The organism is Amycolatopsis sp. NPDC004747 (genome assembly GCF_053601335.1).
The window spans coordinates 13670-36907 of record NZ_JBSGBQ010000035.1 but is presented as its reverse complement, the minus strand read 5'-3'; the positions used below and the strand labels follow the sequence as shown (position 1 = coordinate 36907).

Genomic DNA, 23238 nt, shown 5'->3' with positions numbered 1-23238 from the left:
GATCCGCCGCCCCGGCACACGGAGGAGCCCCACGATGCCCGTCGACACGGTTGCCGAGCAGATCCGGCGACGGCTCGGCGAGCTGAGCCCCGCCGAGACCAAGGTCGCCCGGATCCTGCTGGCGAACTACCCCGCGGCTGGTTTCGAGACTCTCGCGGCCCTGGCCGCGCAGTCCAAGGTCAGCGCGCCGACCGTGCTCCGGCTGGTCACCAGGCTCGGCTATGCGGGCTTCCCGGCGTTCCAGGCCGCACTGCGCGAGGAGCTCGGCGCCCGGGAAGCCTCGCCGCTGACGCTCTATTCGGGAGCGGACGAGCCCATCGGCGCGATCGCGGTCCTCGACCGCGCGGCCGGGGAATTCGGCCGAGCGATCCACCGCACGTTCGCCGAAACCAGCGAACACGACCTCGACCGCACGATCTCCCTGCTCACCGACCCCAGGCGGCGGATCACGCTCGCCGGAGGCCGGTTCAGCGGTCTGTTCGCCCAATATCTGGCCCTGCACCTGATGCAGCTGCGCGACCACGTCGAAGTCCTGTCCGAACACCCCGTACCGCGAGCGGCCGCTGCCTCGTCCTGGGGCCCGAAGGACGTGCTGGTGCTGTTCGACTACCGGCGCTACGAGCCCCCGACGGAGCGCCTGGCCGAGCTGGCGGCGGAGCGCAAGGCCACGATCGTGCTGTTCACCGATCCTTGGCTGTCCCCGGTGAGCCACCACGCGGACGTGGTGCTGGCCCAGCAGGTCACCGCACCCTCGGCCTACGACAGCTTCGTGCCGACGATCGCTTCGATCGAGGCCGTGATCGCGTTGCTGCTGGAAGCCCGCGGAGAAGAGGCCCCCGCGAACCTGGCCGAGCGCGAGAAGATCGTCCACCGCCTTGACCTCCACTGAAGCCCGGGACGCGGACCTGAACCAGGAAACCGACCGGTTCGACACCGGCTCGCCACACGGCCCCCATCCGGCCCCGGCTCGTGTCGGTTGCCCCGGAGCAGACCGAACCCGCTCGCCGTTGCCGGACGTGAACTCCCCGAACACCTCAAGACTACCTGGTACTCCAGCCGCACTTCGTGCTGACGAGTGGCACCTCAGCGGCCGCGGAAACGGGGCGCGCACGCGTCTGACTTGTTCCTCCCACTGCGTCCGCACCCCGTTGGCCAGGACGTCCGCGGACACTTCCACTCGGCCAATGCCGCAAGCCATGATGCGCCGCCCTGACGGCTCAGGTACTGACATCCCGGTCAACTACACTTTTTCGTCGGTGAACGTCGGCTTGGCGCTGTCCGAGCCATAGCTGAGGTAGGAGACGAGCTGCTCGCCCAGCTCCGGTTCCTCAGCCGGATTGGCGGGGAGTGGCCAGCGCAGCTTCCGATAAAGATCCAGCCGGTGAAGATCAATGGCGGCTTCGATCAGTTCGGCTTGGGTTCGCGCCATCCCGTGGACGAGGGTTCGCTGCAGGAGCACTGCGGCGGCGATGCCCAACGGGCCGGCCCACCACACCCACGGGCTGAGTGCGACGAACAACACGCATCAGCACACCGCCATGACCGCCCGCTCCAGCGCGTGCCCAGCGGCGGTAATCTCCTTCTGGGTGGTTCCGGCATGACGAGGAAGAGGTGCGGCCAGAGCGCGACGGGGTCGAGGCCGTACTTGTCGATCGGCCGGGCCTGGGCGGCACGCACCAGGTTGCCGAGCTTGGTGGGCAGGTACCGGTCCGGGTCGCTGGGCAGCCGGCGAAGCCGCTGATCCAACCGGGCGTCGGTGCGCCGATCCCGTTCGAGCTCTTGCACCGCCGCGGCGTCGCGGTCGGCGTTTTCGTGACGCGACGAACCAAACGCGCTCGAACAGGTTCCAGCCAGCCCGGCCAGTACCCCTCCAGCAGGCGGAGGACCTGCGGGGCGAGCGAGAGGATCGTCACGCCGACCAGCGTCACGCCGACCAGAATGGCCACTGTGACCCTGCCCGAGACCGGAGCGCCCGGCCAGCCACCGCGCCGATCGAGTGACCAGAGCCCCGCCGTCGTAGGTAGACCACGCACCGACGGCCGCGCCGAGTAAAACTGCCGCCAGGAGCGCCGCGCCGAACATACGTTGGGAGGCCCGCCCGCTGACCGTCCGGAAGAGCGAGTCGATCACGGCTGTTCCTCGATGCGCACGAGGTCGACGTCGTGCACCAGGCATTTCGGCGGTCGCTCCCCGACGAACCGCCGATACCAGACCAGGGTGCCCTCCGGGCAGGTGAACGTCGCGGATGGCCGCACGAAACCGGGATCACCGCTCAGGCGTGTGTAGTCCCGCTCGCTCGCCGCGACCGCCTCCAGGTGGTCGGACATCCACTCGCGCACCCTGTCCTGCCTGCTGATCACGATGATCAGGCTCTCGTCGTCGACGGCGGCCGCGAGCTCCGCGGTGAACGTGGCCGCCAGGTCCGTCTCGACCAGCTCGGGCAGATGCGGCCGCACGGCTGCGGCGGCACCGCGGATCGACGATTCTCGTTGGACACTCGGAACCCCTCACGCACCTACATAGATGAACGGCGCCCAGAAATAAGGATCGCCGAACGGACGTTGGGTCGACGGCCGCAGTCGCAGGAACTCCAGCGCCGGCGACAGATCGTCGCATTCCCGGAGAGTTTCCCCGGTGGAGACGGTACGCAACCACTCACGGGCACGAGCCAGCGCCACCGGCGGCACCGCACTGTCGTACTCACGGTAGAACGCCCGGACGAGCAGGAAGGTCGCCGCGTCGTCCGCCTTCCACAGGGTTCCGATGACCCCGGTCGCTCCACTGTGGATGCACGCGGACGGCAGGCCGACGACCTCGTCGCGCGCGGACAGGACGTCGCTGATCCCGGTCTGACACGCGGAGAGGAACGCGAGCCGCACGCCGCTGAGCAACTGGTGCTGGATGAGCTCGCCCAGCCGCAACGGCTCCTCGTCGACGTAGATGGCCGATTCGGCAGGCTCGTCGAGCCGGTAGACCCCGTGCGTCGCGAGATGCAGGTGATCGAATCGCGCCAGCTCGGCCAGCAGGTCGTCCTTGGCGTCCGGACCGGCAGGCACCGTGATCCCCTCGTCGAACGCCGCGGCGACGCCTTCGACCTCGCGGCTCTCCAGGGGAAGGGATCGATCGGCGTAGGCGAGCACGCCGGGCCGCCGGTTGCTCTCCCGTGCCAGCCTCGTGCGGCAGTGGTGCCGGACTTCCGCGGAGACCGCGTGGATCAGGACCGAGCCGTCTTCGGTGAAGAGGGTGAACGGCACGGCGCTCCACGGGCCCATCGGGACGATCATCGTCGTTCCGAGATCCCGCAGGCCGTCCCGCAACCATGCCGCCACCGGCGATCGATCGAGGTCCTCGATCGCCTGGCGCATCAGCTCGCCACCGAGAATCGCGCCCGCGAGCAGCCCGCCGCGGGGCCCGTCGCGGTGGATCAGCAGCGCGAACAGGTCGTCGTGCGTGAACGCGTGCTCCCGCTTCTCGGTCATGCTCACTCTCCGGCCGGAGAGTGAGCATGACCGTGCCCCACTCCGGGGACAGGAGGTAGACGACCGCGTCCGTCCCGGCGGCATACCGGCGGATCGCCGCGACGTCGGTCGGCGCCGGCGTGGTCAACCGCGCACGTGCCTCAGCCGCCGCTCGCCGGGCCGACTCCAGCTCGGACTGCCGTTGCACGTCCACCGCGCGAGCCTGTTGGGCCGTGGTACGAGGGTGAGCGAGCCACGGCAGCTGGACGGCGGCCTCGGCCGCCCGCACCGACGCGAGGGCACCGAGGTACTGCCGGTACTCGTCCGAGTCCTGGTCGGCTGACAGGTCCACCGTGGCCGGGTCGAGTTCGAGGGCCTCCCGCAACGCGAACGCCCGCCCGGTTTCGGCGCGCATCAGCGCCTGGGAAAGGTCGCCGGCGCGGGCGGTCGCGTAGGCCGCGGAGGTGTGCGCCACGCCGGCCTGCCGGAACAGCGCCGTCCGGGCGGACGACCGCCTTGCGTCCAGGTAGGCATACCGCAAGGCGATGACCGCGGCCTGGAAGGCCTCGGCCGCCTCCGGCCAGCGGGCGGTCTCGGCATGGCATTCGCCGACCAGGCCGGCGGCACGGGCGGAGATGGCGGGCCCTCGTGCCGGAGTCAGCTCCCGCAACGCGAGCTCACCGCGCCGGACCGCCGCGTCCCGGTCACCGTGGGTCTGGTGCACGACCGCCTTGTTGAGCTGGGCAACGCCCCACTCGAACGGAAAGTGCGCGCGGCAGCGCATCGATCGAGCCCTCCGCGCAGGTCAACGCCCCCGGCAGGTCCGGGTCGGCCGTTTTCGCCTTGACCAGGCCGAGCCCGGACGCGCCCAGCATCTACCACCGCCAAGACCAAGGCAGCCGAGTTAGATCAGCCGACGCAGAGCACGGCCTCCGCCGTGGTCCATTCGTCCAGCATCGCCGTCTGCGCCACGGCCAGGCTGAGACTGTCCGCCCGCCGTTACCGCTGCAAGTCAGACCCACGGACCGATCTGGACCCCAAAGGGACATCCGGAAGAACCGCGCAGCTGCAACAAGCTGGGCAGCGAGCTCCATGCCCCGGAGTCCTCCAACACTCGGTCAACGTCAGCAGCGACATCCCCTCTCGTCGCGAAGGCACGGGTCCTCGACATCACCGACGGCAGCTTCCGCTCCGCGTCATCGCTTCGCGGCTTCTGTGATGCATTGCCGACGGTAATCGCTCGGTGAGAGACCGTAGGCGCCACGGAAGACCTGACTGAAATGCGCAGGGCTGCTGAATCCCCACCGGGCGGCGACCGCGCTGATCGGACGCGCGCTCAGCCGAGGTTCGGCGAGGTCACGGCGGCATTGCTCGAGCCGACATCGGCGGATCCAGCCGGCGACGGTGTGCCCATCCTGGTGGAAGAGACTGTGCAGATAGCGCAGGGAGACGTGGTGCGCGGCGGCGATCGATTCCGGGGTCAGGGACGCATCGCCCAAGTTTTCCCGGACAAAGGCGTGGATCCGGGCCATCAGCGCTCGCCGGCGGGTGTGCGGCGGCACAGTGCTCTGGGCATCCAGCGCATGGGCCAGGGCCGCCGTCAGCACATCGACCGTCAGGTTCGACAGCCGGGAGGCGTCGGCCGGTGTGAGCTCATGCAGGTGGTGAGCGAGGTGCAAGAGGAACTGCGAAGACAGCGCACCGACCCCTGAGGCGCCGGGGATTCGGGCAGCTGTGAGCCGCCGCAGGTCCTTGGCCGGCAACGGGAGCAGCGAGCGAGGGAAGCGCAACAGAAGCAACTGGCTCATCGGGGCATCCGGAGCGAACTCGCCTCCGAAGGGCTGTGAGGTGTCGTACAGCTTCAGGTCTCCCTCCCCGTACTCCACGCACTGGCCATCCTGCATGTGCACGCCGCCTCCGCGTACGAAACAGCCCAGCTTGAACACCTCGGGATCGCCCTGCCGGATGAGCTTGGGGGTGCGGTGCACCGAATGTGGCATTGTGGTCATCAGGGTTACCTGCACGGAACCGAATTCGCTGACACCCACCTGGGCCCGGAACTCGCGTTCCCGTCGCGGATCGCAGCGGAGGTCGTACGGTGCCCAGAGCTTGGAATTCACCTCGCGCCAGTAGCTGAAACGTTCGCCCTCCGGCGCTTCAGTAGTACTGATCACATCCATGGTCCCCCCTGACCTGGTTGCCGCGCGACACCGCAGGGACGAATTATCGGACACCCCCGGCGTCGCGGCAACCAAACCACGGCGTACCACGCAAATCGCTGATACCGCGCGGAACTTCGGTGGATTTCGCATCCCTGCGCCGACCTAGGCGACAGCTTCTCGGGCGTGGTCCGCGCACGGGAATCCGCGGTGAACACCCCAGCCGCGCGAAAGCCCCTCCACTTCGCACGCCCTGACTGCAGGCGTTCAGGAAGCACCTGTCCGTCGTCGAGCCGGCCTGGGCCCTGTTGGAAGGGCTCGCCCCCTGCGCTCAAGCCGTGGACCGTGTCGACAAGGTGGCAGGGAACGCGCGACGCGTCCTTGGCAGAATCTTCTCCGAGCACACTGCCGGCGGTCACACGACGCTGCGAACGTCCCGGGTTCTCCTACTGGCTGCACAGATAGAGGCCTATGAGCTACTGATCGTTCGGCGCCGGCTCAGCAGGCTCCCCAGGCGCCCAAGTCGTTGAGCTTGTTGGCGTTGATGAAACCCACGTGGCCGTTCGCGTGATTGAGGACGAACGTCCAGACGCTATTCTTGGCGTGGCAAATCTGAGCAATGTCATTACCGGGATAAACCTGTCCAGGGTTGCAGAACGTTTGCGGACACTGATAGATCGTTTCGCGATTGTCGACAGAGGTTCCTGTTCCCACTCCGGCACAGCTCGGCTCCGGACCTGGGTTGATGTAGTCGGTATGCAGGAAACCGACGTGCTCGTTCGCCGGGTTGTACACCAGGTACCACACGCTTGTTTGACAGTAGACGTGAACTGGCTGGCCGGCGGTTACGTATCCTTGGTTGCAGTTGGTCGCCGGGCACTGATAGATCGGGTACTGTGTGGCGACCGCGAGCGTGGCGGTCGCATCGAGACCCCTGTCAACGGCGGTCGACGCGGCGGAATTGCCGGGATCACCGGATGCCAGAGGTGTCGAACCAGTGGCGGAAGCCTCCGCAGGCGCAAGCTGTGCGACCACGGTTGCGGTAAGCGTCGCCAGAGCGACACCCATCCTGGCCATGCGTAATGCTTTCTTGGACATCATTTCCTCCCATGCCGAACCGAGAGCGCTGACTTTCCGGCAATGACGAAAGACCACCCTGCCGCCTGCGTGGCAGGGAAGTCCGATTCCCTTTCAAGATGCCGCACGGCGCCGACCTTGTCATTACCGGTGAGTGCACTGTTCTTTCGTCTGCGTGCACTCGTGCGTGTGTTCGCGGCGGAACCTGCTGGGCGAAAGACCGTAGGTGCCGTGCGGTGTCCTGGTCTCGCTGACCGATCGCCTGCGCATGATCGTCAGCTATCACACAGCGACGACGCAGCGAGGGGCGTTTGTCGCGGCCGGGTGCGCCGCCCACACCGTGGAGAGCGGCGAACTGGACCACCAGCTCGGCCCGAACCCGGGCATTCCTTCGCAGGCGACCTCGGCGGCACGGCGAAGTCGCCGTTCGACGTGTCCAGCAGGAGCTTGTCCGACACTTCCGCGAAGACGCAGGCGCAGCAGCCGCAGGGTGGTGTCCCTTACTGAGCTTCTTCCCGCCGCCCGCCGGATAGCGGCCGAGGCATCTACCCCGGCGACCAGGGGCCTGTTCGCGAATCCGGTTATCAGTCCCTCCGCCGGTCTCCTGGGCTCCAGCATGGCTCGGCCAGCCGCGTGCCCGCCTTTCCGAGCAGGAAGTTCCTTTTCGCCGGGGATGAAACCCGGCTCAGGTCCGCTGACGGACGGCAGGCGTCGTGCGACGTGCGAGCAAGGACCGCGCTTGCTCCAGAAACCTGCCGTGGTCGTCCTCGTCCAGGGATTCGTAGATCGTCACGGCTTTGGTCAACCACAGACGGGCGTCGCCGTCCGTGGTGGCCCGCCGGCCCAGTTCGAGCAGGGCACGAGCCTCACCCGCGGGTTCGCCGAGATCGGCAAAGGCCAGCCGCGCGGCCTCCAAGCGCTTCCTCCCCTCGGTCACTGCCCAATCGCCGTCAATCTTGCGTTCGGACAACGCTCTGCCGACGTCCATCAGGGACGTTCCGGACAGGATCAACGCGAGGGGTGCGTCCAGTTTGGCATCACACCGCACGAACAGTCCGTGTGCCCAGTGGGACAGCCGAGCCGCGGTGCCATAGTCCTTCTCGAGGAGGAAGGTTTCCCCCTGCAGGAGGTAGGACCGGGCGAGGTGGTATTCGGAGCCGATGGCCCGGGACAGGCGGATCGCGGTCCAGAGGACCACGTGAGCTGCCCGCAGCTTGTTGTAGCGGAAGTAGCCGCCCGCGAGGCGCAGCGCCGTTTCGGTCGCCATCAGGAACGCGCCCGTCGCCTCGTAACTGCGTTTCGCGGCGCGCAAAGAGGTCGCGGCCGCGTTGGGCCGCCGCTGGGCGAGGAGGCACATTCCCATGCCTTCCAGGGCACTCGCCTCGAGGTACCGCCGGTCCCACTTCCTTGCGATCCGCTCGGCGCGCGCGAAGAAGTGTTCCGCCCCGGCCGGGTCGGTGGCCATGCTCAGGTGGCCGGCATCCAGGAGAGCCGTGAGCAACACGGTCGGCCGATCCACCTGCTCGGCGAGGCTGATGGCCGAAACCGCGGTGTTCGGATCGTTCGCGGCATAGGCCACCGCGCACAGCGCGACGACTTCCTGGGTGCGATCGCCCAGTCGTCGTGCCTGGTCGAGCAGATCGGCGGGTTCGACCGTTCCCACGGAAAGGAGCTGGTACCGGAGCCGAATCGCCGTGCATGGTGGTACCGGGAGCGCAAGGACCGCTTCGATCAGGTCCTGACCCTCCGCTTCGTGACCCCATTGGACCAGGTACGGCGCGACGACCAACACCGTCTCAGCGGCGTACTCGAGGTCTCCGTCGCGCACAGCCTGGCGCACGGAGGCCACGACCGTGCGGCGGTCGGTTCGAAGCCGGCGCCACGCCGGGCCCGGCAACGACATCGGCGTGTCGTACCCGGACGAGAGGAACTGGCGGTAGTACGCCTTGACCGCACCGGCGACCTGCTCCCGCACGCCGGGCGGATCCACCGCATCCCGGGCGGCTTCCACGATGGCCGGATGGCACCCGGAACGCCATTCGTACCGGTCGCCGGCGCGGGTCATCAGCCTGGCGCTGCAGAACTCGTCCAGCAGCCGGCGCGCTTCGAAGGAGGTGATGTTGTCGATGTACGCCGCCAGGTCGGCCGTGACATCAGGCCCCGGGTGGACGGCCAGGCGCCTCAGCAACCGCTGACGGTCGTCGCCGAGCGTTTCGTAGCGCTGCTTCGCCGCCTCCTTCAGCAGCCAGTCCCGCAGCTCGGTATGCCGGAAGCGATAGACGTCGCCCTCTCGTCGCAGGATGTCCACCGCGTCCATCTCGTCCAGGAACGCGGTCAACCGGACGGGGATGCGGCCGCCGAGCGCCAGCGGGATCCGGGCCGCGACGAACCACGGCCATTCGGCGTGCAGGAACACCTGGACCACCACCGCGATGACCGCGAGGAGGACGATCCACCATCCCAGGTGCTCATCGACCCGGTGCAGGAGCGGGAACGCCTGCGCGGCGCCGCCGGTTACCCCCGCCTGCAGGAGGGGCACCGTGACCACCGCTCCGACCGCCAATCGCAGAAGCGACCACCGTCGGTCCTGGGACAGTGTGTGGCGGAAGTCGGCGGCCTGGTCGAACTCCACGTCCTGGTGTGTGCCCGGGAAGCCGTCCGGGCGGCCGTCGAGGACAACCTCCCTCAGGGACGCGACATCCTGGTCCACCGGAGCCATGGCGACCAGCCCACCGACGAACACGCCCAGGAGGAGGCTGGCCGCGATCATCAGGGCGACCGGGTCGAACCCGGTGAGGTCGGGCATGACACCCCCGCCGGAGAGCGCCTGGTGGACGAATCCCGGGTCCGCCAGCGACACCCCCCACAACAGAGCTCCCAATCCCCAGATCAGCGCGCACGCGCCGGTGAAGCCGGTCGTGAACCGTTTGACCACCCCCGGTCGAACCCGGCGCCAGTGGACTCGGAGCCACCGGTGCAGCCGCCCCGACCGGACGGGCACAACCTGCTGCGGCTGACCGGGCGGCCGCACGGCATCGAACTCCAGCAAGACCAGGGCGCCGACACATGCCCCCAGCCCTATCGCCCGGGCCGGCCCGATGGACGGCCCCGCTGCCACACCGACGACAGCGGCGACGGCGATCGCCACGGACACCAGCGACGCTCGCGCCGACAACGCGGTCCGAAGCTCCCACCAGCGCAGGTCGTAGGTCCCTCGACGATCCAGGTGCTTGGCGAGGAAGGTCAGCCACCGCCGTGTCTTCTGCTCCCGCCGGGGTGACGTTTCGTTCGACACGTTACGTTGGCGTCGCAGCACGGTCGGAATCCACGTGCCCAGGATGTGATCCCCCGGGTCGGCCACGGTGGTCAGCTCCTCCGGGTCCCGCTCCGGGGCGCCCCGGTGGTAGATCTCCGCGGCCATCGCCACCATGAGCGGACGGGACAACGTCCGAGCCAGCCCGCCGTTCGGATCCTTCCGGACGGCGGCGTCCACCCGGGCCCAGCTGTCGAGTTGCCGCTCCGAAGCGGACTTCCGCAGCGTCGCCAGCGCACTCGCCCGCCGCACCCGCTGCATGGTCACCACGGTGTCCACGGGCATCAGGGGCAACGTGGCCACCGGATCGACGTCCGGATCCGTCCGGCAGGAGATGATCAGCGGGAGCTCTTCGAGCATCGCGTCGCGGAGGGCTTCGCAAAACCACTCGCGAGGGTCGTCCGGGAGCTCGTCCAGGCCGTCGATCACCAGGAGCAGCCGCCTTGCCGTGATCAGGTGCATCGCGATCGTGGCCCCGGAGTCGGTCCTGCGACGGACGCCGGGATGCAGGAGCAGCAGCTGGTTTTCGATCCAGCGCCGGACCGGCTCACCGACCGTCCACGTGGAGGCGGCCAGCACGACGGGCACTCGATCGCCGTTGGCCGTGGACCGGGTGCAGGAGAGGGCGATCCGCCGGGCGAGCGAAGACTTGCCCGCGCCGGCCGGTCCCACGACGAGGATCCGGGCGTTCCGGCAGAGGACAACCTCGGCCAAGGCCTCGATACCACCCGCGTCCCGCACCGCGCGAGTGGTCTTGGTTTCTCCCTGGTAAGGACGCGTTTCCCACGGTACGTCGATCAACTGGTCCACGCGCAGCCCACGGTGGTTCACCGCTTCGTCTAGCCGCCGTTTGATCGTTTCGGCCAGCGCGGCGAAAGCGTCTTCCACGTCCGCACGTTTCGCGGGTTCGCGCGACGACCAGGCCCGGTAGGCGGCGATAGCCCCGCTGGCCAGCAGAAGAGCGCCGGCCGCGGCCCATGCCCACCGATTGGTCTTGAGCATCGTCGCCAAACTGCCCGCTACGGTCACCGCGACCGTCGCGACGGCGACCAGCGCGGCCGCAGCGACCGTGTGCTTGAACCGGCCCATCGGTAGACCTCCCCGTCACCGATCAACTACGGACCGCATTCTGCCACCCGCGTCCTCGCGACGCGACCGCGCCAGGCCTCAGGTCACCTGCTCGCCAACGTCGGCGATGACCACGGGAGCACTGGGTGGACGCATGACGACGTCGATCGGCCGCTCGAACGCCCGACCTCGTCGACGAGGACGAAGTCCCCGGCCGGGGACCGTGAGCCGGTCGTGGCGTACCAGCAGATGTTCGACACTGCCTGCTGGACTCGCCGGCATCGGCGAGTCTTGCCGCCCTCGTGCGTCATGGCGCTCACACAACCGCAGGCCTCTTCGTTGCCGGGTACGTCGACCTCAGTTGGGGAAGCGTCGCCCGTCGGTGGTCACTCATTCGGCTGGCCCTGGTGAGCGCGCTAGTTTGCAGAAGAGGCGGCGAGGCCGCGGGAGGACGGGGTGTTCGCGATCCTCTCCCGCGATTCGGGAACCGATTCCCGACCCGCGGTGTGAAGTAGGTGAGCAGACCGCGAAGGGGATCGATGACCAAGATCGAACCGGGCGTTCCAGCCCTGGTTTCTGCGCATCGTCATCAACGAGGCCTTCAAGCTGCGATGTTTGCAATCGCTCATTTCCTCAGTCGATCTCCCTCGACCTCGTTCGACCTGCAATTTCGCCCTCAAATCGCCCTTGGTTCGACAGCCAGGCACATCACCGCGTCCGCCCTGCAGTCGCCGACTACGCCGCCAGCATGCTCCAACGCGGATCGGGCGATTGCCGAAGAGGTAGCCGATCAAACCGTCTGGTCACAGTCCACCGCTCCGGCACATCGGTGAGTGTCACCGCGTGCCGCCCTGTGTCGATAAGGGCAGTTCAACCAATGTTTCACCGCCTTTCGGGTGTCGCGAAGTGTCGTCCAGTGTCAGGCACTACTTCGGCAACCGAGCCTCATCGGAGACGCACGGGCCGCCGTTCTGGTCCGCTTTCGACACGAGCCCTGCCATTCAACGCGGTCTGCAGGCACTGATGATCGCGAGCGCCGGTAACCCAATGATCGCATTGACAGTCACAGTGTGCAGCAAGACGATCACGGCGTGAGCTACCGATTCGGGTAGCGAGTCCGGCCTGTCCGTGCTCGAGGAACAGCCGATCAGCCCGGGCTGGGCCCGGCATGGAGCTCTGTACCGACTCGGACGACAGGGGCGACTGACCGGCACACTGGGGAATGCTGACCAGGAATGCAGTACGCGACGAGCCCCTACACAAAACTCGCTGCAATTCTCGAAGAAAACCGCACCCGAGATGCACTTGTGCAGCCGATGTGGGATTCGGCCGTCCGGGTGGAGTCAACGGCGAAAGCTCGTGATGTCATGCTTGGTGCCATGTCGGACGAGCGGGTGCGCAACGACGTACCGGGAAACGTCACCGGTCAGGTCACTCAGGTCGGCGCGGTGCACGGCGACATGCACGTCCACGCGCCGCCGACCGCACCGACGCCGGAACCGCTGCTGGACCTCGGCATCCGAATCGCCTGCTCGCTGACCGACGACAGGGACTGGACACTCCGCAAGATCGTTCTACTGCTCGCCGACCGCGATCAACGCCGGGCCGAACAGGTCATCGAGCTGATCGCTGATGCGGCAAATGCCCAAAGGGCCGGGAACGAACTCGCTGCCGCCATCGTGGAACGCGATCCCGAACGAGCACACCAACTGGCCCAGGCGATGGCTAACGCTCCGGTGAGCCCATGGGAGTGGGTGATCGCCATCGCCACCATGGTCACGGCAGGGCTGAACCCCGGCCGTTGCGATCAACTGGTGCGTCAGGTCGAGGAAGAACAGCCGGCCGACGCGCACATCCCGCTCGCACGTCTCGCCAACGCCGTCCATACGAACGACCCCGCCTGTGCCGAGCGACTGGTCGCGCTCGCCGAGCGGCTCGCACTGGAGGCGGAGCATCCGGACTCCAGACTCTGGTGGATCGCCCACACAGTCGCGGCCACTGATCCCGCCCGCGCTGCGAGGACCCTCAGCCGGCTCAGTCCCGACTACTGGATCCACACGAGCTTCTGGTCTGAGAAAGTCGCCGATGCCGCGCGCGTGCATCCGCAGTTCGCCCTCGCGTTGATCGACACGGCCGCTCCTGCCCTGGCCGACTCCACGCACAAGCATTACAACGACTACCACCTCAAGGACCTCGCCGTTGCCGCTGCTCCAGTCGATCCACACCGGGCCGACCGGATCGCGGCGATGATCAGCTCGCCGAGGAACCAGGTCGCCGCACTGACCGAAATGGCCGAGAAGAAACCGGACTACGTCCTGGCGCGACGCTGGCTCGCCACTGCGGAGAAGGCCGCAGGGAACTCGCCCAGGCTGCTCGGCGTCGTAGCGACGGCCGCGTTGAACCTCGACCCCACGCTCAGCAGGCGTGCTCGCAGGCGCATCGTCGACGGCATCAGCCCGGAGGCCTGCGCCCAGGACCTGGTCGAGCGGGCCAAGTGCCTTGCGCCGACGGATCCCGTCCACGCGCTCGACCTCGCACGCGGTGCGGGCGCTGACACCGAAGACTTCGAGGTGCAGTTCGCTGTCAAGTGGGTTCACGTGTACGCAGCCAAGGCCTTCCTCGCGAACGATCCGACCGCGGCGCTGCGCACCATGAACGACTTGACCATCCCGTCCGGCATGGAGTATGGCACCATGCGGTTCGAAGCTGCCAAGGTTCTCGTGAAGATCGCCAGGGGACTGGCCGTGTGGGAACCGGAGCAGGCGAAGGGCGTAGCGAACCGTGCCCAGCGGGAGCTGCGAATCGCTTCGTCGGGCGCCGGGACAGAGGTCAGGAGGGTGTGGAGGGATCTCGCCGAGCTGCTCACCCAAGTCGACCCGGCCCTGTGCGGACGGCTCGCCGCGCAGCTCGTGGACTTCGCCCAGGACGAGGTGCTGTCCGTGCTGACCCCCGTCGACCCGGCAGCGGCCGAACGCGTCGCGTGGTCCGTCATTGATCGCGACCGACGCGAGAGTGCGCTCACCGCGGTGGCGATGAGCGCCTGCAAGCCACGGTACTAGTACCTGCAACGGCCTTCGTGTCGCGCTCGCTGCCGGAGTGTTGTCCACCCGCCTGGTCAGTTGTGATGCGCTGACCGCATCAGCCGCGCGCTCCGATCAGGTACGTCACGATGCCGCCGGGTCCTGGTCCTGCTCCCCCGTCCCAAGAAGCGGCTACGTCGTGGTCTCCTCGACGACCGCTCTCGGCATTGCCCTTCGCGTCCGAGTCGAGCTCTCCTGGATCGTTTCTTGCTCTTCTGCGCGTCCTGGGGTGTGCCGTGACGGCGACTGACAGCGAAGGAGTGGGGATGGCCTTCAGGTGGCTGAAGCAAAAAGAGTGTCGCTGCGATCCGCAGTGGCCGTCGCTGGTGGCTCGACTCCATCTCGCTGCCCTCGCCTCGCACGCCGCGCCGGGTGGTCGATGGCGCTGACCGCGTTGTCTGCGGACTCTCAGGGGCCGCGACAGCGGGCCCGCGCAGCGAGCGGTCTCGATGACGGCGAGCAGGGTTGGGGGTACGACCGCTGGAACCAATGCACGCTCACGCCGCCCGGTCGCCTGCCGATGAGCCTGCCGCCGAAACCGGCTAGGTCGAGAAGGTCACGCAGCCGGAAGGCTGCTGCTCCCGACATCGGCGGGGCGGGGCAGCCACGCGGCTACCCCACCCCGAGCGCAGCCTTCCGCTCGCCCAGCCGCTCCGCCCACGGTGGGGCACGAACCGGCTCGCCGGTTTACGTGGCATCGCAACGCACGGCACCGCTCCGGGCTGGGCACCTCGTCAGCACGTACCGGCTGCACGACTTCGAGTTGCTTGCGGAGCCAGCGCGACGCCCCTGCTCGCCGCCGCGGCCGTGGGAACGACGCTGGCTCTGTCGGGAGTCTCAGCTCCCGGTTGAGCTGGGTCTTGATTGCCGTCATGTCAGCGTCAGCTGTACTGTTTTGCGAGTGCTGACTTGTGAGACCCGTGGTGCCGCGCTCGCCCGGCTCGGTCGTGCGCTAGCCGATCCGACCCGGTGCAAGATCCTGGTCGCTCTGCTCGACGGGGTGAGCTATCCCGGCCAGCTGGCCGAACAGCTCGGCCTGTCCCGGTCCAATGTGTCCAACCATCTCGCCTGCCTGCGCGGGTGTGGCTTGGTCGTAGCTGCTTACGAGGGCCGTCAGGTGCGCTATGCCCTCTCCGACGCGCACCTCGCGCGGGCGTTGCGCGAACTCGTGCAGGTCGTCCTCGCCGTCGACACGGGCGAGCCTTGTGTCGATGGCGAACCCGCCCCCCTGCCGGCCCTCGCCGGGGACCACGAGGGGCACCGATGATCGACCCCGCCGAACGTCGAAACGCACCACTGGTACTGGGGACCGGCCCGACGGAGATCTGCGCCGACGACTGCTGCGCGCCGCCGGGCACCGACACCAGCGTCACCGCCGAACGCCATGCGGTTCTGGCGCGGCGGGTCCGGCTGTTCGTGACCGCGACCATCACCTACAACGTCATCGAAGCGATCATCGCAATCGCGGCCGGCACCGTCGCCTCGTCCACCGCGCTGATCGGTTTTGGCCTGGACTCCGTGATCGAGGTTGCGTCCGCCGCGGCCGTGGCCTGGCAGTTCTTCAGCCGCGACCCCGAAGCCCGGGAGCGCACCGCGCTGAAGGTAATCGCGGTGTCGTTCTTCGCCCTCGCTGCCTACGTCACGGTAGAGGCCGCGCGGACGCTGTTCGGCGCCGAGCCTGCACAGCAATCCACGGTTGGGATCATCCTGGCCGCGATGTCGCTCGCGGTGATGCCACTCCTGTCCTACGCTCAGCGGCGAGCCGGCCGTGAACTTGGCTCCGCCAGCGCGATCGCCGACTCCAAGCAGACACTGCTGTGCACCTACCTTTCCGGCGTCCTGTTGGTCGGGTTGCTGCTCAACAGCCTTTTCGGCTGGTACTGGGCCGACCCGATCGTTGCGCTCGTGATCGCCGTCGTCGCCGTCAAGGAAGGCCGTGAGGCTTGGCGAGGCGAGCATTGCTGTTGACGCCCCGCTCGGTGCCGGAGGTCAGGCGTAGCCGCGTTTGAGCAGCATGCCCGCGGCCTTGTCGAACTCGGCGTCGGTCGGGATGGTGAAGCCCAGTGCGTTGGCGTAGGGGGTGATGATGTTAAACACGGCCGCGTCTTCGGGCTGTTGGCGGGTGGTCCCCGCGGCCGGCGCCGCTCGGACTTGCTCGCCCCGCAGTCGGCCCGCGCATCGCGGCCTGCGTCCACGCGCCGAGCGCGGTCCTGGCGAACCCCTTGTGGTACAGGGCAACCCGGGCCGCGTCCGGGAGACGCGTGCCCAGCGCCGGCGAGATGACCCGGGATCAGCGTCCTGGTGCGCAGACCGTCGCCGCGTTCGACTTCAGGCAGGCGCATCGGTTGCCTCCGCGAGCACCCTGGCCGCGACGTCCCAGCGGGCCAGGCCCGCTTCGATGCAGGCGGACATGACGAGCGTGGGCGGTGGAGTCGAGATTCGGTTGCCGCGCCACAGCGGGACAGCGCCCGCGGAGATCATGACGCGTCGGTTGCTGGATGTGTTGATCACGCGGCATTGCTCCCGGCTCAGGTCGCCGGGAGGTTCCGCCTGGTCGCCCGGCCTGTCAATGGGTACTGTCGCTGGAGTGACCGAAGCGGGCGCTAGGCCCGGCACCCCCGGATGAGTCCATGGAACCCTCCGCGAAGGATCCCGGCGATCTTCGGCGTTCGGCTGCCGAGCATCTGGCCTTGCGGCGAGTGGCGACGCTGGTGGCGCGGGGGGCCGCTCGTGCCGAGGTTTTCGAGGCACTGGTGACCGAGGTGGGCCTGCTGATCTCCGCGACCGACGCGGCCCTGGTGCGGTTGCACGACGACGAGACGGTCACCATGATCGGGCGCTGGAACGAGTCCGACGGCTACCAGGGCATCGGGGTCCGGCACCCGTTCGGCTCCGGCACCCTGGCCCGGCTGATCTGGGACGGCAAGCGTCCGGGCCGGATCGCGAGCTACACGGGCTCATCGGGTTCGCTGGCCGAGATGATCCGCGGCTGGGGCTGGCGATCGTCAGTCGGTGCGCCGGTCATCGTCGACGGAACCGTGTGGGGTCTCACCGCCGTCGGTTCGGCGAGCGACCAGGAGCTCCCGCCTGGGACGGAGGACCAGCTGGCAGCGTTCACCGAACTGCTGGCCATCGCGATCGCCAACGAGCAGAGCCGCGAGGAGCTCGAGCAGCTCGCCGCCGAGCAGGCCGCGCTGCGGCGGGTGGCCGAGCTGGCGGTGCACGACGCCCCGCCGGATGAGGTGCTCGAGGCGGTGGTCACCGAGGCTGCGCGCCTGGTCGGTGTCGCCTTCACCACGTTGTTGCGCTTCGAGCCGGACGGGGCGACCGAGGTGGTGGCGATCCACGATCCGCCGGACGGCGTGACCGTGGGGATGCGTGCCTCGGGCGAGGGTGACGGCGCCACCCAGCGCGTCTGGCGGACCCGGCGGCCGGCCCGCACCGACCGGCTGAAGGCCATGTCGGGCGCGTGGCCGCGGCTGGCCGCGAGCCAGGGGTATTCGTCGAGCGCCGCGGCGCCGGTCCTGGCCGAGGACCGGCTGTGGGGCGCTCTGGTGGCCGCCGGGAGAGGGGCGTTACCGCCCCGAATCGAAGAACAGCTTTCGCGGTTCGCCGAGCTGGCCGGCACGGCGATCGCCAGTTCCCAGGCGCGTGCCGACGTCCAGGCGCTGGCCGACGAGCAGGCGGCGCTGCTGCGCGTCGCCGAACAGGTGGCCCGCGGCGGACCGCCCGAGGCGATCTTCGCGGCGGTGGCTGCCGAGGCTCAGCAGCTTCTCGACGGCCAGCCGATGACACTCGTCCGCTTCGAGGAGGACGCGGCGCTGGTGGTGGTGAGCCGCAGCGGTGGTCCGGTGCCGCCCGGGACGCGCATCGCCTACGCGTCCGGCACGTTGCCCGACCGCGTCCGGCGGACCGGACGACCGGAGCGCGTCGACGACTACGGCGCCGAACCCGACGCCGGCCTCGCCCGGGAGTTCGGCCTGACCGCCGCGGTCGCCGCACCGATCGCGCTGGAGAGCCGCGTGTGGGGAATGCTCACCGCCACCTCGACCGACGGGCCGCTGGTGCGCGGGGTCGAGGAGCGTCTTCAGCAGTTCGCCAACCTGGCCGGCACCGCGGTGAGCAACGCGGCGAGCCGCGCACAGCTGATCGCCTCACGCGCCCGGGTCCTGTCGACGGCCGACGAGACTCGGCGGCGGCTGCAGCGTGACGTGCACGACGGTGCCCAACAGCGTCTGGTCCAGACGGTCATCACCTTGAAGCTGGCCCGGCAGTCACTCGCCGATCGCGACGTGCCGGCCGGCATCGAGCGGGTCGAGGAAGCACTCAAGCACGCTCAGCGCGCTACCGATCAACTGCGTGAGCTCGTCAGCGGGATTCTCCCGGCGGGGCTGACCCGCAAGGGCTTGCGCGGCGGAGTGGAGTCCTTGCTGGCCGACCTGCCGCTGCCGGTCGACGCCGTGGTCGACATACCCCGGCTGCCCGCGGAGATCGAGACCACCGCCTACTTCGTCGTCGCCGAGGCGCTGACCAACGTCGTCAAGCACGCCCGCGCCAGCCGCAGCTGGGTGCGCGCCGGCCTCAGCGACGGCGCGGTGCACATCGAGGTGGGTGACGACGGGATCGGCGGAGCTCAGGCCGGCACGGGCTCGGGTCTGACCGGCCTGTTCGATCGGGTCGAAGCACGCGGCGGCGCGCTGCGCATCACCAGCCCGGCGGGAAGGGGGACCACCGTGGAGGCCACCGTGCCGGTTGACGAACCGCTCCCGTCCACGCCGGGAACGCCTCATTAACGGTGCGCGGGTCTACCAGCCTGGCCCGGCGCTCCGCACGTAGGCCAGTACGGCGAGGACCCGGCGATGTCCGGTGCTTTCGGCGCCGATGCCGAGCTTGCGGAAGATGGCGGTCACGTGCTTTTCCACGGCCGCCTCGCTGATGGCGAGCGCCGCGGCGACGCCCGCGTTCGACTTGCCCTCGGCCATCACGGCGAGCACGGCCCGCTCGCGGGCCGTGAGCTCACGCAGCGGGTCGTCCCGGCGATCGCGGCCCAGCATGCGGCGCACGACCGCGGCGTCCAGGGCGGTCCCCCCGGACGCGACCCGCCGGATCGCGCTGACGAACGTCTCGACATCCCCGACCCGCTCCTTGAGCAGGTAGCCCACCCCTTCGGGCCGGTCCCCGATGAGGTCCAGAGCGTAGGACTCCTCGTTGAACTGCGAGAGGACCAGAACCCCGAGCGCGGGCCGGCGGCGTCGCAGCTCCAAGGCCGCGACCAGCCCGTCATCGCCTCGGTGCGGGGGCATCTGGACATCCACGATGACGACGTCCGGACAGTAGGCCAGCACCTTGCCGAGCAGGTCTTCGGCGTCCCCGGCCTGGGCCAGGACCTCGAGCCCGGCCTCCGCCAGCAGGCGCACGATTCCCTCACGCATCAGGACGTCGTCCTCGCCGACGACCACGCGCACGGCGCGGGCCGGCTCACCCATCGAGCATCCGGCGGAACTGCGGTCCGGCCATGTCGGTCTTCGGGACGAAGCCGACCGCGCCCGCCTGCCGGGCCTCGGAATCGGTCGCCGCGCCGGAATCGGAGGAAATCAGCAGCACACGGGGCTGCCACGACATCAGCCGCATGCGCGCGGTCAACTGGAAACCGTCGCCGTCCGGTAGCCCGATGTCGATCAGCACGGTATCGGGACGGAGCTCGGTAACCCGCTCCACTGCCTCGGCGATGCTGCCGGCTTCCCCGACGACATCATGGCCCCAGGAGCGCAGCAGCCCGACCGCAAGCTCACGAAAGGACGAGTCATCGTCGACGACGAGAACCGACCGGGGCATGGCAACATCTTTCCAGCCCGGCTGGCTCGGCAGGGTAGGGCTGGCCGGAAATCTCGGCGGGCCGGCCGTAGTCCACTCGCGGGTGAGCACGACCGTGCTGTCGGGCCAGGGGGTCTGGGCGTGGCCGCGCCCCGTTGACAGGCTGCCCGGGACAGCGAGCTTCCCCGGGAGGGCGCCATGGGCACCGTGACCGTCGGCCAGGAAAATTCCACCCCGATCGAGCTGTACTACGAGGACCACGGAAGCGGCGACCCGGTCGTCCTGCTGGCCGGCTGGCCGCTGGACAGCCGGTCCTGGGAACCGCAGGTTCACCCCCTCCTGGAAGCGGGACACCGCGTTGTCGCCTACGACCGCCGCGGGTTCGGCCGGTCGAGCCGGCCGGCCGAGGGCTACGACTTCGACGCCCTGGCCGACGATCTTCACCAGCTGCTGACCGAGCTCGACCTGCGCGAGGTGACGCTGATCGGCTTCTCGCTGGGGACCGGTGAGCTGGCCCGCTACATCGGCACCCACGGCACGGGACGGCTGAAGAGCTGCGTCTTCATCGAAACCCTGGCGCCGTCGTTCGCCAAGTCCGCCGACAATCCCGAGGGCGTCGACCAGGCCGCGGTGACCGGCGTGCAGCAGGCGATCCTGGACGACCGGTTCGCCTGGCTGACCGGGCTGGTCGAGAACCTGCTCAACCTCGACGACTACCTCGGCAAACGGGTGAGCGAAGAGACCGTTCGCGCCATCTGGGACGCCGGCGCCGATGCCTCACCGTGGGCGACCTGGGCGTGCCCGCCCGGCTGGCTGGCGGACTTCGGCGACGACATCACCAAGATCGACGTCCCGACGCTGATCCTGCACGGCACCGCCGACCGGATCCTGCCGATCAACGGGCAGGGCCGTCGCCTGCACGCCGCGCTGCCCGCGGCGCGGTACGCCGAGATCGACGGTGGCCCGCACGTCATGGGCGTCACCCATGCCGAAGAAGTCAACCGCGAGCTGCTCGCCTTCCTGCGCGACACCGCGCCGGCGCCATGACCGGCCCCGGCTCCCGTGACGACCTCGCCGGGACACTCAAGCGGACCGAACTGCAGCGTGCCGCGTCCTCGATCCCCGGCCGCGAAATCGTCCAGGTGCTCACCGAGATCCCGGCCGGCGTGCAGTCCGGCTGGCACCGGCATCCCGGTGAAGAGGTCGGCTTCATCGTGGCCGGCATCGTGCGCATGGAGATCCAGGGCCGGCCCACGCTCACCCTGCACGCCGGCGACGGCTTCCTCATCCCGCCCGGGACGCCGCACAACGCCACGGACCTCGGCCCCGAAACGGGCCGCATGCTTTCCACCTACATCGTCGAACCGGGAAAGCCACTGGCCGTGTTCACCAAGCCATGACGACCGGGCGGGCGGACATCCTGGCCGGGAAGCGGCTGACCTGTTGAGGAGCAGTCGATGAGCACAGCACGGAATGATCCGGGCGACTCCACCGCCCCGGAGCGGGACGACGAGGCGACCGCGGCGCCGGCTGCTTCCGCGCAGGGGCACGGCCGCGGGTACTGGGCCACCCTGGCCGCGATCGGGGCGGTCGGCGGTGTCCTTTCCGGACTGTTCGCGATCGGCGGTGGCATTTTGATGGTTCCCCTGCTGATGTGGCGCGCCCGCCTCGGCCAGCGGCAGGCCGCGGCGACCTCGCTGGTGGCCGTCATCCCCGCCGCCGTGGTCGGTTCGGCCACCTACCTGGCCCACGGCGCCGTCAGCATCGCAGGCGCCGCGCTACTGGCGCCGGGCGTGATCGCCGGGGCGGTCGCCGGCAGCTACCTGCTGCGGCGCCTGCCGCTGGCCTGGCTGCGGTGGATGTTCATCGCCTTCGTCGTCGCGAATGCGGTCCGCCTGCTGGCCGTCGCGCCCGAGCGCGGCCACCCGGTCCACCTGACCGCGGGCGTAGCACTCGGATACGTCGGCGTCGGCCTGGTGGTCGGGATCGCCTCCGGCCTGTTCGGCATCGGCGGCGGGATCATCGCCGTGCCGCTCCTGATCTCCGGCTTCGCCGTCAGCGACCTGATCGCGAAAGGCACGGCGCTGCTGGTCAGCATCCCGGCCGGCGTGGCCGGCACCGTGACCAGCCGGCGTGGCGGCCTGGTGGATGTCCGCGCCGGGCTGGTCGTCGGTACCGCGGCCGCCGCCGCCTCGGTGCCGGCCGTGTACGCCGCGCTGGTGATCCCTCCCGCCCTGTCGGGAATCTTGTTCGCGGCGCTGCTGCTGGCCGTCGCCGTCCGACTCGTCTTCAAGGCGCTGGCCGCCCAGCGGATCCAGACGGCGGCCGCCAGACGGTCACCGAGTCACGGGTGAGCACCATCAATCAGGAAGAAGGAGAGAACGATGGGCACTGTCACCACCACCGACGGCACGGAGATCTTCTACAAGGACTGGGGAGCCGGGCGGCCGGTCGTCTTCAGCCACGGCTGGCCTCTGACCGCCGACGCCTGGGACGATCAGCTGTTCCTGCTGGCCTCCCACGGCTACCGCGCCATCGCGCACGACCGCCGTGGCGGCGGCCGGTCCGGCCAGCCATGGGACGGCAACAACCTGGACACCTACGCCGACGACCTGGCCGCGGTCATCGACGCCCTCGACCTGCACGACGCGGTCCTGGTCGGCCACTCCACCGGCGGCGGGGAGGTCGCCCGCTACATCGGCCGCCACGGCACCTCCCGGGTGGCCAAGGCGGTGCTGCTCAGCGCGATCCCGCCGCTGATGCTCAAGACAGAGGCCAACCCCGAGGGCCAGCCCCTGGAAGTTTTCGACGGCCTACGGGCCGGGCTGACCGCCGACCGGTCCCAGTTCTACCGGGACCTCAGCGAGCCGTTCTACGGCGCCAACCGCGACGGCAGCACCGTGTCGCAGGGTCTGCGCGATTCGTTCTGGCTGCTGAGCATGACGGTGGGCGAGAAGGGCGCCTACGACTGCATCAAGGCCTTCTCCGAAACCGACACCACCGAGGACCTCAAGAAGTTCGACGTCCCAACCCTGATCATCCACGGCGACGACGACCAGATCGTCCCCATCGCCGCCGCGGCACTGAAATCGGCGAAGATCGTCCCGAACGCGACCCTGAAGGTCTATCCCGGCGCCCCGCACGGCCTGGCCCAGACCACCGCCTACAAGGACACCTTCAACAACGACCTGCTCGACTTCATCAAGTCCTGAGCCAAGTCCCCGCAATCGCCTCCCGCCGATCAGCGCCAGCCTCGCTCTGGTGGGCGC

Annotated in this window: 19 protein-coding genes; 10 read left to right on the top strand and 9 right to left on the bottom strand. The window is 69.0% G+C overall.

Features of this window, described 5'->3' with window-relative positions; genetic code table 11:
- Positions 1-34 precede the first annotated feature (34 nt).
- Complete coding sequence (locus ACWEGE_RS38430; protein ID WP_449665399.1) at positions 35-889, top strand: MurR/RpiR family transcriptional regulator; 855 nt, start codon at positions 35-37, stop codon at positions 887-889.
- A gap of 351 nt (positions 890-1240) precedes the next feature.
- On the opposite strand, the gene ACWEGE_RS38425 is transcribed toward ACWEGE_RS38430, so the two are convergent.
- The 6 genes from ACWEGE_RS38425 to ACWEGE_RS38400 all read right to left on the bottom strand — a co-directional run bounded on the left by ACWEGE_RS38425 (position 1241) and on the right by ACWEGE_RS38400 (position 11096).
- Entirely contained in the window at positions 1241-1522 is a 282-nt protein-coding gene (locus ACWEGE_RS38425) for a hypothetical protein (protein ID WP_449665398.1), read from the bottom strand.
- Between the two features lie 604 nt (positions 1523-2126).
- Positions 2127-2456, bottom strand: coding sequence for a hypothetical protein (locus ACWEGE_RS38420; protein ID WP_449665397.1), 330 nt, complete (start codon positions 2454-2456; stop codon positions 2127-2129).
- 51 nt (positions 2457-2507) lie between these two features.
- Entirely contained in the window at positions 2508-3479 is a 972-nt protein-coding gene (locus ACWEGE_RS38415) for a CHAT domain-containing protein (RefSeq protein WP_449665396.1), read from the bottom strand.
- Positions 3480-4654: 1175 nt separating this feature from the next.
- Positions 4655-5638 (bottom strand): AraC-like ligand-binding domain-containing protein, encoded by a 984-nt coding sequence (locus tag ACWEGE_RS38410; RefSeq protein WP_449665395.1) that lies wholly within the window; start codon positions 5636-5638, stop codon positions 4655-4657.
- A 477-nt stretch (positions 5639-6115) separates the two neighbouring features.
- The gene (locus tag ACWEGE_RS38405) at positions 6116-6715 is read right to left on the bottom strand and encodes a hypothetical protein (protein WP_449665394.1); all 600 of its coding nucleotides are present in this window, start codon (positions 6713-6715) and stop codon (positions 6116-6118) included.
- A gap of 664 nt (positions 6716-7379) precedes the next feature.
- Positions 7380-11096: an NACHT domain-containing protein gene (locus ACWEGE_RS38400; RefSeq protein WP_449665393.1), complete on the bottom strand. Its 3717-nt coding sequence runs from the start codon at positions 11094-11096 to the stop codon at positions 7380-7382.
- Between the two features lie 518 nt (positions 11097-11614).
- Between ACWEGE_RS38400 and ACWEGE_RS38395 the strand changes: the two genes are divergently transcribed.
- The 4 genes from ACWEGE_RS38395 (at position 11615) to ACWEGE_RS38380 (ending at position 16123) form a co-directional block, all read left to right on the top strand.
- Positions 11615-11908 carry a hypothetical protein gene (locus ACWEGE_RS38395; RefSeq protein ID WP_449665392.1) on the top strand — a complete coding sequence of 98 codons (294 nt, stop codon included), beginning with the start codon at positions 11615-11617 and terminating at the stop codon, positions 11906-11908.
- A 402-nt stretch (positions 11909-12310) separates the two neighbouring features.
- Positions 12311-14134, top strand: coding sequence for a hypothetical protein (locus ACWEGE_RS38390; RefSeq protein ID WP_449665391.1), 1824 nt, complete (start codon positions 12311-12313; stop codon positions 14132-14134).
- A 922-nt stretch (positions 14135-15056) separates the two neighbouring features.
- Positions 15057-15422 carry a Cd(II)/Pb(II)-sensing metalloregulatory transcriptional regulator CmtR gene (gene cmtR, locus ACWEGE_RS38385; RefSeq protein WP_449665390.1) on the top strand — a complete coding sequence of 122 codons (366 nt, stop codon included), beginning with the start codon at positions 15057-15059 and terminating at the stop codon, positions 15420-15422.
- On the top strand, positions 15419-16123 hold the full coding sequence (locus tag ACWEGE_RS38380; protein ID WP_449665389.1) for a cation transporter: 705 nt from the start codon (positions 15419-15421) through the stop codon (positions 16121-16123). The genes cmtR and ACWEGE_RS38380 overlap by 4 nt, the downstream gene beginning before the upstream one ends.
- Before the next feature lie 360 nt (positions 16124-16483).
- Here ACWEGE_RS38380 and ACWEGE_RS38375 read toward each other — a convergent pair whose 3' ends face one another.
- Complete coding sequence (locus ACWEGE_RS38375) at positions 16484-16666, bottom strand: hypothetical protein (RefSeq protein ID WP_449665388.1); 183 nt, start codon at positions 16664-16666, stop codon at positions 16484-16486.
- A gap of 188 nt (positions 16667-16854) precedes the next feature.
- On the opposite strand from ACWEGE_RS38375, the gene ACWEGE_RS38370 reads away from it, so the two are divergent.
- Positions 16855-18948 (top strand): GAF domain-containing protein, encoded by a 2094-nt coding sequence (locus ACWEGE_RS38370; protein WP_449665461.1) that lies wholly within the window; start codon positions 16855-16857, stop codon positions 18946-18948.
- Between the two features lie 12 nt (positions 18949-18960).
- Here ACWEGE_RS38370 and ACWEGE_RS38365 read toward each other — a convergent pair whose 3' ends face one another.
- Together ACWEGE_RS38365 and ACWEGE_RS38360 are read right to left on the bottom strand one after the other, a co-directional pair.
- A complete protein-coding gene (locus tag ACWEGE_RS38365; protein WP_449665387.1) occupies positions 18961-19641 on the bottom strand; it encodes a LuxR C-terminal-related transcriptional regulator in 681 nt (226 codons plus the stop codon).
- On the bottom strand, positions 19634-19990 hold the full coding sequence (locus ACWEGE_RS38360) for a response regulator (protein WP_449665386.1): 357 nt from the start codon (positions 19988-19990) through the stop codon (positions 19634-19636). Before ACWEGE_RS38360 ends, ACWEGE_RS38365 begins: the two co-directional genes overlap by 8 nt.
- A 177-nt stretch (positions 19991-20167) precedes the next feature.
- Here ACWEGE_RS38360 and ACWEGE_RS38355 point away from each other — a divergent pair, with 177 nt between their 5' ends.
- Genes ACWEGE_RS38355 through ACWEGE_RS38340 form a run of 4 tightly spaced genes read left to right on the top strand, consistent with a single transcriptional unit; the run spans position 20168 to position 23181 of the window.
- Positions 20168-21016 (top strand): alpha/beta fold hydrolase, encoded by an 849-nt coding sequence (locus tag ACWEGE_RS38355; RefSeq protein ID WP_449665385.1) that lies wholly within the window; start codon positions 20168-20170, stop codon positions 21014-21016.
- Positions 21013-21369 carry a cupin domain-containing protein gene (locus ACWEGE_RS38350; RefSeq protein WP_449665384.1) on the top strand — a complete coding sequence of 119 codons (357 nt, stop codon included), beginning with the start codon at positions 21013-21015 and terminating at the stop codon, positions 21367-21369. The genes ACWEGE_RS38355 and ACWEGE_RS38350 overlap by 4 nt, the downstream gene beginning before the upstream one ends.
- 57 nt (positions 21370-21426) lie before the next feature.
- Entirely contained in the window at positions 21427-22323 is an 897-nt protein-coding gene (locus ACWEGE_RS38345; protein ID WP_449665383.1) for a sulfite exporter TauE/SafE family protein, read from the top strand.
- Between the two features lie 30 nt (positions 22324-22353).
- On the top strand, positions 22354-23181 hold the full coding sequence (locus ACWEGE_RS38340; RefSeq protein WP_449665382.1) for an alpha/beta fold hydrolase: 828 nt from the start codon (positions 22354-22356) through the stop codon (positions 23179-23181).
- The last annotated feature ends 57 nt before the right edge of the window (positions 23182-23238 follow it).